Here is a 14,201-nt window from a genome sequence, read left to right as displayed (position 1 = left end):
CAGCACCCATTGTCAGCCTCGCATCACATCATCGGGATCGCTGCCGGCAGCTTTCCAGGCCGGAATAACGGTACAGGCCAGATAGGGTAAAATCGTCACACAGCCGAGCACCGCCAGTTGGTAAAGATTCACCCCCCGGGTCAGGTCAAAGGTTGGAAAAAGCACCGACCAGCCCTTTAACAACGGCATCAGCAAGGGCGCCCCCAGGACGAACACGTGGAACCAGGCCAACAGCAGGCCGGCAATAAAGGCACTCAGGGAAATCAGCAGGGCTTCACGTAATTTGGCACCAAGAATATGGGAGGTTTCCCACCCCAGGGCTTTTAATATGCCGATCTCGCGCTTCTCCTCGGCACTGATGCCGGTCGCCCGATCCCAGGCGAGGATCAGAAAAGCCATCAGGGCTGAGACAAACACCGCCAGCATCATGCCACTGCGCCAGTTGAATAGGGAATCGTAGGTGTGGAGCAGTTCCTCGCGGGTGATCGGGCGGCTATCAGGAAGAAAATAGGCAATTTTTTTGGCGATGGTACTGATCTCGCGCGAGTTATAGACCTGAACGGTCAGATCGGTGGCAAGCCCGTCCGGCATGGCAAAAAAATCGCGCAGGGCGTCTTCCTGTAACACCACCAGATCGTTTGTCAGCAGGTTGGATCGGGAACGAAAGATGCCGGTAACGTAAAACTCCGAACGCCGTTTGCTGCTGTCCTCCAGCACCAACAGATTGCCGATCTGCGGACCAAAGGCATCCGCCACCCCGGCACCGATGACACACTCATCCGCTGCCTGCGGTAAGCGCCCCTCAAGCAATTCGAGCTGTTCGTGATATCCGCCCAGGCCGATCAGGGTCAGATTGGCCTTGACCAGGGAATCATAGTAATAGCCCCAGACCCGTGGCGTCACCTTGCCGACCCCGGGGAAGCCCGCAATGGTCTCTGCATAATGGACCGGAATCAGCTCATGCCGCCCCCCTTGCGTACGTTGTACGACAATTTCCGGGGCCGCGCTCAGGGTCATTAGCGCTTCGGTTTTCAGCGCATGGGTCAGCAGCAGCACCGACCCCAGGGTCGCGATGACCAGGGCATAAACAATCATCAGGGCGATGTTCTTTTCTTTACGTCGCCATAAACTCGACAGACTGTATTCAAGTAATTTGAAATTGAAGATCACGGCCGGACCTGTTGGCTGGATTCAAATAATACCCGCCCGCTGTAACCGGCAGGGCGCGGCGGGATCATCGAACCGGTGGGAAAATGCTCAAATGCTGCAGGAAAATCCTGAAACGCCGAAAACAGATCGGCCTGAGTGACATGGCGGGTGTAACGCGCTTCACTGCTCAGCGACAGGTCGGTAATGGCCAGGGCAGCGACCAGATCGCGCTTATTCTGCCATCTTGCCGGGTGGCGTCGATCATGCAGATGGGCGGAAAACAGTAGACTGACAAGCAGCACAGCGCCCGCCAGCAGAACGGTCAGACAGATAAAACTGCGCTTCATCGATAATCCGACGGCAACATATCGGGTGTCACTTCAGCAAAAGTCACGATTTGCTTGCCGCTGTAGTCCTTCATGAAGGTTTCCGCGTGGGACCGGCCGCGAACCGGAATCATTTCGGCTCCCATCGGTCCGTAGACATCGGTACCCAGAACAAACAACACCTCATCTGCCGGCGCATAACGGGCACTGTAATATTCAGTCACATAGATGCCATCAATGTCTTCACGCGTTATCTTCCCCTCGGGCAGGCTGAAATAATAGCGGAACATGTCCTTGGCGCCGTCGAAGTACAGCTGCTGACCATCGTTAAGAACAATAGTGGCAATCCATTCCGGATACGTGGCAACAAACATGCCGCAGACCGGACAACGATCTCGAGGCCCCGGCATTTTTGCTTCGAAAGCAACGACGGTGGATACGAAAAAAAACACAAAAAAACCGACTAACAGTAGGTTCCGGAATAATAGTTTCACGTCAATCCCTTTCCAGCAGCTCTTTCTCTACCTGCTCCATCTCCGGCTTAAACACCGCCCAGACCCGTTGACTGAGCTGTTCAATATATTCGAGGTTGCTGATATCAGGTACCTTGATGTGCGGATTGGGTTTTTTGGCCACTTCAGCCGGCAGGGCATATTCGTCCATGGTGTAGCCCTGACGCTTTTCCATGATCAACCCCAGGATAAACGCCCGCCGAACCGCCGCCTTGAGATCCTCCTGGGTCACTTCCAGGTTGAAATCACTGTGAAGGCAATCGACCACCATTTGTGTACCGATCCCTTTGGTGATATCAAAAAACTTGCACAGGCCGATCATATCGAAACCGACGATCTGTAGTTTATCACGGGTGATGGCATCGACCCAGGAATCAACATCGGTCTTGCCTTCGCGGATCAGCATACCGTAGGTACCCATGGTCATATGACCACCGGCAATCGCCCAGATGTAGCCCGGGTTGGTTTCCGGCTGGTAGGCGGCAATCTCCAGCCCTTTGACATGATAAGCGTAGTCGGTTTCGCCGGTTTGCTGTGACAGGCGCATAGAACCCATACCGATGTCAGGGCAATTTCCCCTGCCGGTCTCCAGAATCAGCTCATGAATCTTCTCGTAATCACCGAAACGCACCCCACCCAGCAGCGGCTGGTCAGGATGACGTTCATTCCACGCCAGCAGGTAGGCCAGGGTCACCCCCAGGCTGATGGCATCCATCCCCATCAGGTCACAAGCCTGAATCAGCCGTGCTCCCTTGCCGGGGTCATGAACACCGATATTGGTACTGAGCAGATTCAGGGGTTCGTAGTCAAACTTGGCGAGGAACTCACCGCGGGTACCATCCTGCTTTTTTTCATAGACATAATTATGGCAGGTGATACCACAACGCCAACAGGCGGAGGATTCCAGAGCGTATTCTTTTTCGACATTCTCCCGCAGCATCCGTTCAGGCAGATCATTCCCCTGGGGACGGAAATTATTGAGCGGCACCGCATGAAAAGGCTGCATCACATCATAAGCGGCCCAGGTGCCGCCACCACCTCCACGCTTGATCGGCTGCAGTCGAGCAGCACCGCCCCCCTTAACCACGTTGAAATTGACCTTTTTTACCGCATCGGTCAGGGGCTTTTTCTGATCAGGGGCCTGGGCCACCAGCGCCAGTACATTCTTATACCCCATCATGCTGCCCATCCCACCGCGTCCGGCAAAGCGCTGCTTATCCTCGCCACTGCGTAACTGGTTTTCCGTCGACAGGGCAATCGCCCCCATCAGCACCTGCTGCCAGTTCTCACCAGCCGGCCCGATGGCGGCAAAATGAGCATTCTCATACTGCTGCTGCAGGGTCATGATCTTGTCATGGGTCGTGAGGCCACACAGATGCTCCGCTGACTTCACGGCAACCTGCGGCCCCTGTTCCGTATGGCTGATCACCAGATAGACAGGCTGATTTGAACGATGTTCAAGAATCAGTTCATCCAGACCGGTCCATTTGAATTTGGCGCCGAATTTTCCGCTACCCGCCGACCAGATCGCCGCCGGCAACCCTTTGCGTGATTGCTTCAATGGGCTATAGGCGGAAAAATAGGTGCGCATCCCGGTCATGGCGCTGCTGCCGGTGAGCAGACCGGTATTGATGATCAGCGGATTTTCATCACAATAGGCGCGCTCGACCGGACGCTTTGCCAGGTGCTGAAACGAACGCCCGAAACCACCCAGCACCTGCTCGAGATTCGCACAGGGCACATCGGTAAATGTCTGCTCACCGGTCTGCAGATCGAGGACACAGCGGCGGTAGAGAATCTTGAACGGCTCCTTAACCGGATCAGTGGTAAGAATCTGCATCTGACTTCTCCTCCTCTTTAAGACAATTCAATAACTACCCGCCTTCAAGGAGCGGCAGTAACGCCAGGGTATCGCCGTCGGTCAGCCTACTGGTCATCCTAGCGTGCTGGTCATTGATCAGAATAATACCCAATAACTGACGATTTAGCTGCAGTTGGTCCACCACCTCATCCACGCAAACTCCGGCAGGAAATTTAAGGTGTTTTTCCTTGAAGCGGTCAATGCGGAAGACCCCATAGAGCTTGATGGTCAGATTGATGTTAGCCTTCGGGAGCATTGTAACTCCGACATGGGACAAAGGACTCCAGGATAGTACAAAAGTTTGCCGCGAAAAGCATAGAACTATAATCCCCGTCACTTTGTCCTCAAGCAAAATCCGCTGCCGAATGGCGCTCTTTGACGCCATCCATGCGGTTGACCAGAATCCCTCGCTGCACCGCCGGTCGCGCTGCGATCAACCGGGCCCAACGCTGCAGGTGCTGGTACTCCTCCACGGATAAGAAGGTGCCGGCATCAGCATAAATCTGATCCAGGGCCAGTCGGCCATACCAGGGCCATATCGCCATATCGGCAATCGTATAGCTATCACCGGCCATATAGTGATGGGTGGTCAGATGCCGGTCAAGAACATCCAACTGGCGCTTTACCTCCATGGCAAAGCGATCAATAGCATATTCGATCTTAAGCGGTGCGTAGGCATAAAAATGACCGAAGCCCCCGCCCAACAGCGGCCCGGCACCCATCTGCCACATCAGCCAGTTGAGGGTTGCAGTGCGGCCAGGCACATCCTGGGGCAAAAACGCACCAAACTTTTCCGCCAGATAAAACAGAATGGAACCACTTTCAAAAACCCGCACGGGTTCACTCTGTTTGCCGGAATCAAGCCGGGGTTGCCGGTCAACCAATGCCGGGATCTTGGAGTTGGGATTGACGTCGACAAAGCCACTGCCGAATTGATCACCTTTGCCGATATCGATGAACCAGGCGTCATATTCTGCCCCGGCAAACCCCGCCGCCAGCAACTCTTCAAAGATGATACTAACCTTCATGCCATTAGGGGTCGCCAGAGAGTAGAGCTGATGGGGATGTTCGCCAATCGGCAATTCGCTGTCATGCCGGGCACCGGCAATCGGACGATTGATACCGGCAAAGACCCCACCCGATTCGCGCTCCCAGGTCCAGATCTTCGGGGGCACATAGCCGGCGGGCTGATTTTTTTCCGGGGGGAATTTGGTGTTGTCGGTCATGTTCGCACGCTCCTGCAGAGATGAATGGAAGATTTACGTGGATGAATTGAGCCTCTTCAGCACCGGACCGGGACCTTAAAGAACCTGCCATTGCAGGGTTTCACCGGCGCAGAAGGGCACCATGGGTTGCCCGGCAACAGGAACCGTAGCCGGAACCTGCCAGGGCTTGCGGACCAGGGTAAGGGTATCCGGGTTGCGGGGCAGGCCGTAAAAATCGGGCCCATTGAAGCAGGCAAAGGCCTCCAGCTTATCCAGTATCCCCAACTGATCGAACATCTCGGCATACAGTTCCAGTGCCGCCGGGGCGCTGTAGCAACCGGCACAGCCGCAGGCGTTCTCTTTGGTGTGCTGCAGGTGGGGCGCTGAATCGGTCCCCAGGAAAAACTTCGGGGAACCGCCGGCGACTGCCGCTTGCAGCGCCTGCTGGTGGGTATTGCGTTTCAATACCGGCAGGCAGTAGTTGTGGGGCTTGATACCGCCGACCAGCAGGTGATTGCGATTGTAGATCAGGTGCTGGGGAGTTATGGTGGCGGCAATATTTGGGCCACCGGCCAGCACAAACTCCACCGCATCGCTGGTGGTGATATGTTCGAACACCACCTTGAGTTCTGGGTAATTGGTGACAATGGGGACCAGTTGCTGATCGATAAAGGCTTTTTCACGGTCGAAAATATCGATATCATTGGCGGTGACCTCGCCGTGCACCAGGAGCAACAGTCCGGCATCGGCCATCGCAGCGAAGGCCTCATGAAGAGCTGCCAGGTTGGTCACCCCCTGCGCCGAATTGGTAGTGGCGTTGGCTGGATAGAGTTTACACGCCTTCACCAGGCCCTGAGCTGCCGCTTCGTGAATCATCTCCGGGGTTGTCTGATCGGTGAGATACAGCGTCATCAGCGGCTCAAAGCTGCTGTCGACCGGGATGACGGCCTTGATCCGCCAGTAATAATCATTGGCTTCGGCCGGGGTGATCACCGGGGGTTGCAGGTTTGGCATGACGATGGCTCGGGCAAAGACCCGGGCGGTGGCCGGCACCACCGCTGCCAGCATCGCGTTATCACGCAGATGAATATGCCAGTCATCGGGTCTGGTTATCGTCAGGGTTTTTGGCACGCCTCACTCCTTGAGCTATCTTCTGACCGAGCTTTGCCTCTTATGATAACAGACTTACTCCCCTGAACAGATCACAAAATATCTGCCCTTTTCAATCCCTTCGTACTTCCCGCCTTACCGACCGGCAAAAAAACAGTCGGTCCTATTGTCTTGGACAAACCCCTAAGCTACTATTGATAAAATCATTAAAAACCTAAAGGAGCGTAGAATGACACACAAATTGAATACTTTCTGCGTATCAGTTAAGCACCGGGCCTTTGGATCCGGTACCGGGATAGAGCTGAATAGTCACTTTTCTGCACCCATACGGCAGACCATCCTATTCATCTCTGCCGTTTAACCTGGGAAAGCTCCAAGCTGACCGGTTAAAAACCGGAAACTCGCGCCTCAATTTGGAAGGAACGCTTTTATGGCTCAAGTAGTTGTCCTTGGTGGAGGCTATGCCGGTCTGGCCAGTCTCATCAGTCTGGCGAAAAAAATGCCGGCACTGCAACTGCACCTGATCGATGCTAACCCGGAACATTGCAAGATCACCAATCTACACAAGACCTTTGCCAGACAGGTTGCCGACTTCAAGCTTCCGTACACTCAGCTGGCAGAGCGTTTCGGGTTTACTTTTCATCAGCATCGACTACAGATTGATAACCACAGCTTAAACCGCTGGCAACAACAGAAAAAGATCCCCCTGGGTGATAGCGAACTCGATTTTGACTGGTTGATTATCAGCACCGGCGCCGCTGCGCTGGTTCCACCCCGAGGACGCCAGGTCTATGGCCTGGAACACCTGATGGCGGGGCGGGGCCCGGACCTACTGGAAGAATGGCGGACCCGTGCCGAATCACAACGGCTGGATCTTTCTTTTGTCGGTGGCGGCGCCACCGGTCTGCAGATACTATTCGAATTGAAGGCGCTGCTTCGGCAGCAGAAAATTGATGCCGGTCTACGGCTTATCGACATGAACAGTCGCACCCTGCCCATGATGCCCGAAGGTGCCCATCGCTATGTCGTCCGTAAATTGCGCCGGGAAAACATCATCTATCTGCCTCAGACAGAATACCTGGAACAAACCGACACCAGCATTAAGCTCAGGGAATGCGGCAGCGACAGGGAATATCAATTGGACTCGGCGGCGACATTATTGTTTGCCGGGGTCAAGCGCGCGCCGATCAGTTTGCCGACCAACCCCTTCGGACAGATCGAGCTCGAAGGAAATCTGCTGCCCGACATCTTCAGCGCCGGCGACTGTTCCGATTACGCCGGCAACGGACTGAACCAGCTCACTGCCCAGGCGGCGGTCCGCAAAGGCAAACTGGTAGCACACAATATCGTTAATTTGTACGCCGGGCGCAGGCTGCGTCCATACCGCTATCAGGAAAAAGGCTACCTGATGAGCCTCGGCCCGATCGACGCTGTCGGCTGGGTCGGCCTGCACTGCAACCTCGCCCGCGGATTTCCCGCCAATATCCTGAAAGAAGCGATGGAAAGCCAGTATGATCTGTTTTTAGACGGGGTTGATACCTATCTTGGTTTTCCGTAGATTCAACTGCACTGATAATCACGAACAGTAGCGAGATTTTTCCTGTCCCCTCTTTTTGATTTGTCCAAATCGAAATCGAAATCGGGATCGGGATCGAAAAGCCTACAGCAAAGGCAACAACGATTTCGATCCCGATAGCGATCCCGATAGCGATCCCGATAGCGATCCCGATAGCGATCCCGATAGCGATCCCGATAGCGATCCCGATAGCGATCCCGATAGCGATTTCGATAGCGATTGCACCAATTTTTATCCGCCCTTATCCGCAGTCCATCATGGCAGGTTGTGATGCCTGATTTTTGTGAGTTTTACTTCACTGCGGGGTGGGTGAGTTTGAGGATGGGGGGTTGCCACTGGAGGATGGGGGGTTGCCACTGGAGGATGGAGCCCAGTTCAAGTTCGGGGGAGTGCGGTCAGACAGTCAGGGATGACCTCTATTGCTCCCGTATCTCGGCAAACTTGCTGGTACTGAAGACGCGTCCATTGGGCAGCAGAATCCACTCGCCACCATAAGGATCAGCAGGAAGTTCATCCAGGTAACCGGAATCAACCAACTCAACAAATTCGGGTATGCGCCCCTCTTTTTGTTTAAACTGCTCCAGCGCGCATCAGATAGTGTCCACCATTGTCATGTGCGGCGAGAATGGCAGGGAGAGACTCTAGTCGCTTTAAAATATCTGCCGGTAATGCTTGAACTTTGCGCATGCTGCTCCCTGTTTGCATGGGGACACACTATATTATCTCTTCTTCATTTAGGAAAGGTCGTTAACCGCACCAACCTTTTTCTTGAACAGGCCGGGATTGTAGGTTTTGGAGATACCCAGATCCTGCGCAAGGATATTGGTGAATAGTTACATCTACGGTTTGATTTTCAGCTTTAGTGCCATACATAGTGAAACCAGATCCAGCCAACCTTCTCGCATGATGAAGTGGATCACGTCCGGATCAATATCCTGATATTGGTGGATAGCAATATTGCGAAATCCGGTCATACCCCCAAGACGTGAAGCAAGAACAGTGTCAATTTTACCTGCCTGCTGGAGTAGCTTGAATGATTCGGCGCTGCTTTGCGGCATTCCCAGATGGTCAGCGGAAACAGTATGCATGGCCAGGTCGATGGCAGCTTGACAGGCGCGCTCGATATTCAAAATCAAGGCATCCAGATGCGTTTGATTACTCAGGGTTTTATCTGCCTCGTATTCCTCGCGCATGCGACGTAGACAACGCTCAATAATCGCAGCTTTATTGAAACTGACATTGTCAGGCGGCACGATAACTCTCCTCTACCACTTTACGATCCTGCCTGAAGATTAAATAGCACCCCAGCAAACGTGCCTCCATCGCTTCGGTATAATCTTTGTGAACTGTTATGATGCGGCGACCTTTGAATATTGCTTCACTGGCATAGATGAGATTTTTTGTCGTTATCACCCCGATATCAACGACCCTGTGCAGTTCGGCTTGGAGTAGTGCGGCCATTTCCAGACGTGATTGCAATGATATTGGCTGTTCGTCTGCCGGCAGCAGGGCAATATCAATGTCACTGTCGTCACGCATTGAGCCTGCGGCAGCGGAACCGAGCAGATAAACGGCTGCGATGACAGGATACGTAGCAAGAACACGGCTGATCCGCGCTGTGACACATTTTACATATTCTTGTGTTTGTTGATCTTTTTTCGGATCAAGCATAGTTTGCTCCAGCTCAGATCAAAACCAGTGAGTTAAATTTTAACCGTTGTTGATAGATTTTCATCGCGGCCAATAGCTTTTCAAATGCAGCATATTTAGCCTACCCTCCATTTTTTACTATTGTTTGATCTGTCCAAATCGAAATTGCTATCGGAATCGATGAAGGTCTGATAATGCACCTCACGGAGGGACGGTCTATATTGTCTCCCCTCTTTACATGGTCTCGCTCAAGGGGCAATCAGCTTCAAAGTCGGAAAATAAGTTTGATAGCGTGACACATCCCGCGTTAAAAGGGTTAGTCCAGCAACTGCTGCATGAGCGCCAATATAAAAATCAGGTAACGGAGAACGGCGAACTCCGCCAGAACGGCGATAAGCAACATAACATTTCCCAGCTAAAAACGCCGCTTCCCAGGGCAGGGATTGGCGCACAAAGGCATCAGCAGGCAGGCATCTTTCCAACTCTTCGATATTTTTAAAACCGACAGACACTTCCGAGTAAATGATGGGATTGATCATTAAAACAAACGATTCCGCCATCGCAGCCAGCTTCTCAGCGGACCAATTGAACCATATCGGGTCTTCAGTCAAGATATCAAGCAACACGTTACTGTCGACCAGCACACCAGCCATAGCCGGCTTATCCACGAGTTAACGCCATAATCTCATCCGTACTCATTTTAACCGAAGCCTTACCACGCATCCCTTCGATCAGGCGACGGCCTCGCTGTTGTGCACCTGTCGCTTTACGGACATAGACCACGGTACCCTCAACAACAAATTCAACTTCGGTTTGAGGTAGCAACCCAAGCTGATCACGAACATGACGCGGTATGGTGACTTGACCTTTACTGGTGATCCGCATAATAGACCTCATCATAAAAGTATTACTACAAAAAGTAATACCAGTTTATCGGCGCGGGTATCTCAGGTCAACTCAATTCATGTCACGTAAATATCGGAGCAAAAGCCCATCGCGGCCGATAGCTTTACAAATTCTGTCAACCGCTACCAGAAGCCAAGAAGGTTGCTCTTTTTTTTCCAAATCCAAATCGAAATCGCTATCGGGATCAAAATCGTTGTTGCCTTTTGCCGTAGGCTTCACGAACGTGATAACCCCGCCCACCCCAAAGCGACACAGTCGATCGAAAGGCGGTAGTCTTTTCGATTTCGATCCCGATTTCGATTTCGATCCCGATTTCGATCCCGATTTCGATTTCGATCCCGATTTCGATTTCGATTTCGATTTCGATTTCGATCCCGATTTCGATTTCGATTTCGATTAAACCAACCGTAATTCGTATGTCCCCTTTTTTTCTTTTTGCCAGCCCACCAAAAACGATAGCGGTTGCTGCGTCAATCGGCAACAACGGTTTACGCTGCAACCGCCGCAACGCGATCTGTCGCCGTTGTTTCACGGCAGGATCTTTGGCAACGTCCACCCCGAATTTTAACTCCGCCAGCAATCATATTTTGCCTGTCTCTTTTTATTCGTTTTTGTCTTTCCGGCCCGCACTCCACGAAGTTGCTTAACCCAGCAAAACATAGTAACATATCTACAGTTACTATAAGGAGAGAAGACGATGACAATAACAACCTTATCCAGTAGAGAATTCAATCAACATGCTGGCAGGGCTAAGAAAGCCGCCAAATGTGGCCCGGTTTTCATCACTGACCGTGGGCAACCGGAGCATGTGTTGCTGAGCTTTGAAGAGTACCGGCGCCTTGTCGGTGAGCGCAAAAAAATTGGTGATCTGCTGGCTATGCCGGGTATCGAGGAAATTGACTTCACTCCTGCGAAACTGGATGAGCCGGCCAAAGCGGCAGAGTTTGAATAATGTATCTAATCGATACTAATGTGGTGTCAGAACTTCGCAAGGCTCGTGCCGGCAAAGCCGATCCCAACGTGGTTCGCTGGGCTGACAGTGTGGATGCAAGCGAGTTGTATCTTTCGGTCATTTCCGTGCAGGAATTGGAAATCGGGGTGCTGCTGGTCGAACGGCGCGACGCTGTTCAGGGAGCCATGCTTCGCACCTGGCTCAACGACCATGTCCTGCCCGCCTTTACCGGGCGCATTATCCCGGTCGACACAAGGGTCGCGCTGCGCAGCGCCCAAATGCATGTCCCTGACCCGCACCCGGTGCGCGATGGCTTGATTGCCGCCACAGCCCTTGTTCACGGCATGACCATCGTGACCCGTAATGTTGATGATTTTATCAGGACCGGCGGCATGGTGCTGAACCCATGGGGAAGCGCTATGGAGGGGTCAACATCAGCAAGAGGTAAATTAAGCTAGTTATTTAGGAGCTCCCCCCCCTTTTTTGTTTAAATCCAAATCGAAATCGCTATCGGGATCAAAATCGTTGTTACCGTTGCTGTAGGCTAGCTTTTCTTCACGAACATGATAGCCCCGCCCACCCCAGGGCTACAGAGTCAATCGAAAGGTGGTAGGCTTTTTCGATTTCGATAGCGATTTCGATAGCGATTTCGATAGCGATTTCGATAGCGATTTCGATTTCGATAGCGATCCCGATTTCGATTTCGATTTCGATTGAACCAATTTCTAGCCGCTCTTATCCGGAGTTTATTATTCGTATTTTGCCTGTCTCCCTTTTATTTTTAGATTGGCAAGGATTGACATATGACAAAGGCTGTCATATGTTATTGGTATTAATTCCGACTAAAGGAGGCCTTTATGGCGACGATGAATGTGTCTTTACCCGATCAGATGAAAAACTGGGTTGAAGAATGCGTTAAAACGGGGCGGTATGCCAACGCTTCTGACTATGTTCGAGACCTGATCAGGCAGGATCATATAAAGCTGGAGCGATTAAGGCAGGCCTTGATCGAGGGGGAGAATTCAGGCCCTTCCACCAGTTTGGATATTGAAAAATTTATTGCCAACAAAAAGAAACTCCTTGTCTTATGAGTAGAGTGATTTTATCTCCCAGGGCCAAATTAGACCTGAGTGAAATTTGGGATTACACTTTTTCACAATGGAACGTTGAGCAAGCCGAAAAATATGTGCGAGAACTATGGTCAGCCATGGAGAACGCAGCCAGTGACCCCACAAAATCTGTAGATATTGGGGACGTGAGGAGGGGTTACCGAAAATCAAGAGCGGGTTCTCACGTTATCTTCTTTAAATTTACTGATGATGGGATCGACGTTATAAGGATATTACACCAGAGAATGGATTTTGAGCGTTACCTTTAGCGACACAAGTTACGGCATAAAAAATCATAATTCGCCTGCCCCCCCCTTTTTTTTGTTTAAATCCAAATCGAAATCGCTATCGGGATCGAAATCGTTGTTTGCGTATTCCGGAGCAAAACGGCCACCGATTCCGCTGCAAAGTGGGCCACCTGTTCCGGGGCAAACTGGACCAGTCATTCCGCTATAAACTGGGCCACTGATTCCGATTCAATCTGGGCCACTTTTTCCTGACGAGCGGAATCGGTGGACCAGTTTCCACCGGAATAAAAAGCGATGCTGGATAACCTGGTGTACAACCTTGGAAATACTATTTTCCAGGAGGTGCACCGTTGGCAAACACGAGGTTATCCATGCGTAAAATTAGAGAAACACTCCGTCTTCACCACGACAGTGGTTTAGGGCAACGCCCCATTAGCCGCTGTCTGAACATCTCCCGCACCACCGTTGGTGACTACCTGCACCGGGCGAAAATAGCCGGTCTGAGTTGGCCGCTACCAGAGGCCCTGACCGATCAGCAACTCTACAACCGATTATTCCCACCGGCGGGTTCTGTTTCATCCTCCGACCGCCCCTTACCGGACTGTGCTTACCTCCATGCCGAGCTGAAACGCAAAGGAGTGACCCTGATGCTGCTCTGGGAGGAGTATCAAGCCGAGCACCCGCAGGGGTATCGTTACAGCCACTTCTGCGAAATATACCGGCAGTGGGCGCGCAAACTGAAGATTTCCATGCGGCAGATCCACAAGGCCGGCGAGAAACTGTTCGTCGACTATTGCGGTCACACCCTGCCCATCGTCAACCCGCAGACCGGCGAGATCAGTGAGGCTCAGATCTTCGTGGCGGTGCTGGGCGCCAGCAGCTACACCTTTGCCGAAGCAACGCTGAGTCAGAACCTGTCGGACTGGCTTGGTTCCCACCGTCGCGCCTTTGAGTTTCTTGGTGGCGTCCCGGAACTCGTCATCCCCGACAATCTGAAAAGCGCGGTCAGTAAACCCTGCCGCTACGAACCGGATCTGAATCCCAGCTATCAGGAGCTGGCCGAACATTTCGGCACGGCGGTCATACCGGCTCGTGTTCGCAAACCGAAGGACAAGTCCAAGGCTGAAGTCGGTGTCCAGATCGTCGAACGCTGGATTCTGGCGCGACTGCGCAAGCAGACCTTCTTCAGTCTGGTCGCTGCCAATGCCGCTATCCGGGTGCTGTTGACGGATCTGAACAACCGCCCCTTTAAGAAACTTCCCGGCTCGCGCAAAGAGGCCTTTGAGGCCCTCGATCGTCCGATGTTGAAACCGTTACCGACAAACGCTTATACCTTTTCTCAGTGGCAGAAGGTGCGGGCCGGGATCGATTATCATGTCACGGTTGATGGTCACTACTACTCGGTTCCCTATCAACTACGAGGCCAGCAGCTTGAGGCCCGTATCACCGCAACCAGCATCGAATGCTTTATGCAGCGCAAACGGGTTGCCTCCCATGTCCGCTCTTACCAGAAGGGTCGTCACACCACGGTCAGCGACCACATGCCCAAAGGCCATCAGGAGTATGCTGACTGGACCCCGCAGCGACTGATCCGTTG

19 protein-coding genes are annotated in these 14,201 nt (G+C 52.5%); 7 read left to right on the top strand and 12 right to left on the bottom strand.

Features of this window, described 5'->3' with window-relative positions:
- Positions 1 to 12: 12 nt before the first annotated feature.
- The 7 genes from ICT70_RS09510 to pyrC all read right to left on the bottom strand — a co-directional run bounded on the left by ICT70_RS09510 (position 13) and on the right by pyrC (position 6,184).
- Positions 13 to 1,170, bottom strand: coding sequence for an ABC transporter permease (locus ICT70_RS09510; protein WP_337906837.1), 1,158 nt, complete (start codon positions 1,168 to 1,170; stop codon positions 13 to 15).
- Positions 1,167 to 1,496, bottom strand: a complete 330-nt coding sequence (locus tag ICT70_RS09505) for a hypothetical protein (protein ID WP_224746952.1) — start codon at positions 1,494 to 1,496, stop codon at positions 1,167 to 1,169. Before ICT70_RS09505 ends, ICT70_RS09510 begins: the two co-directional genes overlap by 4 nt.
- A complete protein-coding gene (locus tag ICT70_RS09500; RefSeq protein WP_191155943.1) occupies positions 1,493 to 1,885 on the bottom strand; it encodes a nitrous oxide reductase accessory protein NosL in 393 nt (130 codons plus the stop codon). Before ICT70_RS09500 ends, ICT70_RS09505 begins: the two co-directional genes overlap by 4 nt.
- 85 nt (positions 1,886 to 1,970) lie before the next feature.
- Positions 1,971 to 3,827: an aldehyde ferredoxin oxidoreductase C-terminal domain-containing protein gene (locus tag ICT70_RS09495; RefSeq protein ID WP_191155941.1), complete on the bottom strand. Its 1,857-nt coding sequence runs from the start codon at positions 3,825 to 3,827 to the stop codon at positions 1,971 to 1,973.
- Between the two features lie 34 nt (positions 3,828 to 3,861).
- Positions 3,862 to 4,104: a MoaD/ThiS family protein gene (locus ICT70_RS09490; RefSeq protein ID WP_191155939.1), complete on the bottom strand. Its 243-nt coding sequence runs from the start codon at positions 4,102 to 4,104 to the stop codon at positions 3,862 to 3,864.
- 88 nt (positions 4,105 to 4,192) lie between these two features.
- Positions 4,193 to 5,074 carry a glutathione-dependent disulfide-bond oxidoreductase gene (gene yghU / locus ICT70_RS09485; RefSeq protein ID WP_191155937.1) on the bottom strand — a complete coding sequence of 294 codons (882 nt, stop codon included), beginning with the start codon at positions 5,072 to 5,074 and terminating at the stop codon, positions 4,193 to 4,195.
- Between the two features lie 75 nt (positions 5,075 to 5,149).
- Positions 5,150 to 6,184, bottom strand: a complete 1,035-nt coding sequence (pyrC, locus tag ICT70_RS09480; RefSeq protein ID WP_191155935.1) for a dihydroorotase — start codon at positions 6,182 to 6,184, stop codon at positions 5,150 to 5,152.
- Positions 6,185 to 6,593: 409 nt separating this feature from the next.
- On the opposite strand from pyrC, the gene ICT70_RS09475 reads away from it, so the two are divergent.
- Entirely contained in the window at positions 6,594 to 7,721 is a 1,128-nt protein-coding gene (locus tag ICT70_RS09475) for an NAD(P)/FAD-dependent oxidoreductase (protein WP_191155933.1), read from the top strand.
- Between the two features lie 437 nt (positions 7,722 to 8,158).
- Entirely contained in the window at positions 8,159 to 8,572 is a 414-nt protein-coding gene (locus ICT70_RS09470) for a hypothetical protein (protein WP_191155931.1), read from the top strand.
- A 6-nt stretch (positions 8,573 to 8,578) separates the two neighbouring features.
- Here ICT70_RS09470 and hepT read toward each other — a convergent pair whose 3' ends face one another.
- The 5 genes from hepT to ICT70_RS09445 all read right to left on the bottom strand — a co-directional run bounded on the left by hepT (position 8,579) and on the right by ICT70_RS09445 (position 10,851).
- Complete coding sequence (hepT, locus tag ICT70_RS09465) at positions 8,579 to 8,992, bottom strand: type VII toxin-antitoxin system HepT family RNase toxin (protein ID WP_337906835.1); 414 nt, start codon at positions 8,990 to 8,992, stop codon at positions 8,579 to 8,581.
- Positions 8,982 to 9,410 (bottom strand): type VII toxin-antitoxin system MntA family adenylyltransferase antitoxin, encoded by a 429-nt coding sequence (gene mntA / locus ICT70_RS09460; RefSeq protein ID WP_191155929.1) that lies wholly within the window; start codon positions 9,408 to 9,410, stop codon positions 8,982 to 8,984. Before mntA ends, hepT begins: the two co-directional genes overlap by 11 nt.
- 227 nt (positions 9,411 to 9,637) lie before the next feature.
- On the bottom strand, positions 9,638 to 10,042 hold the full coding sequence (locus ICT70_RS09455; RefSeq protein WP_191155927.1) for a type II toxin-antitoxin system VapC family toxin: 405 nt from the start codon (positions 10,040 to 10,042) through the stop codon (positions 9,638 to 9,640).
- Between the two features lie 7 nt (positions 10,043 to 10,049).
- Positions 10,050 to 10,274, bottom strand: a complete 225-nt coding sequence (locus ICT70_RS09450; protein ID WP_191155925.1) for an AbrB/MazE/SpoVT family DNA-binding domain-containing protein — start codon at positions 10,272 to 10,274, stop codon at positions 10,050 to 10,052.
- Positions 10,275 to 10,479: 205 nt separating this feature from the next.
- The gene (locus ICT70_RS09445; protein WP_224746951.1) at positions 10,480 to 10,851 is read right to left on the bottom strand and encodes a PIN domain-containing protein; all 372 of its coding nucleotides are present in this window, start codon (positions 10,849 to 10,851) and stop codon (positions 10,480 to 10,482) included.
- A 141-nt stretch (positions 10,852 to 10,992) separates the two neighbouring features.
- Here ICT70_RS09445 and ICT70_RS09440 point away from each other — a divergent pair, with 141 nt between their 5' ends.
- From ICT70_RS09440 to istA, 5 genes are all read left to right on the top strand, one after another.
- Positions 10,993 to 11,247, top strand: coding sequence for a type II toxin-antitoxin system Phd/YefM family antitoxin (locus ICT70_RS09440; RefSeq protein ID WP_191155921.1), 255 nt, complete (start codon positions 10,993 to 10,995; stop codon positions 11,245 to 11,247).
- Positions 11,247 to 11,705 carry a type II toxin-antitoxin system VapC family toxin gene (locus ICT70_RS09435; protein ID WP_191155920.1) on the top strand — a complete coding sequence of 153 codons (459 nt, stop codon included), beginning with the start codon at positions 11,247 to 11,249 and terminating at the stop codon, positions 11,703 to 11,705. Before ICT70_RS09440 ends, ICT70_RS09435 begins: the two co-directional genes overlap by 1 nt.
- Positions 11,706 to 12,104: 399 nt before the next feature.
- Positions 12,105 to 12,338, top strand: coding sequence for a type II toxin-antitoxin system ParD family antitoxin (locus ICT70_RS09430; RefSeq protein ID WP_191155918.1), 234 nt, complete (start codon positions 12,105 to 12,107; stop codon positions 12,336 to 12,338).
- Entirely contained in the window at positions 12,335 to 12,625 is a 291-nt protein-coding gene (locus ICT70_RS15245; protein WP_191155916.1) for a type II toxin-antitoxin system RelE/ParE family toxin, read from the top strand. Before ICT70_RS09430 ends, ICT70_RS15245 begins: the two co-directional genes overlap by 4 nt.
- Positions 12,626 to 12,975: 350 nt before the next feature.
- On the top strand, positions 12,976 to 14,201 hold a 1,226-nt coding region (gene istA / locus ICT70_RS09420; protein ID WP_191155914.1), incomplete at its 3' end, for an IS21 family transposase.

The sequence above is a fragment of the Pelovirga terrestris genome, from assembly GCF_014773365.1.
GTDB lineage: Bacteria > Desulfobacterota > Desulfuromonadia > Desulfuromonadales > Geopsychrobacteraceae > Pelovirga > Pelovirga terrestris.
The sequence above is the reverse complement of the archived record's forward strand: the minus strand, read 5'-3'. Positions and strand labels throughout refer to the sequence as shown.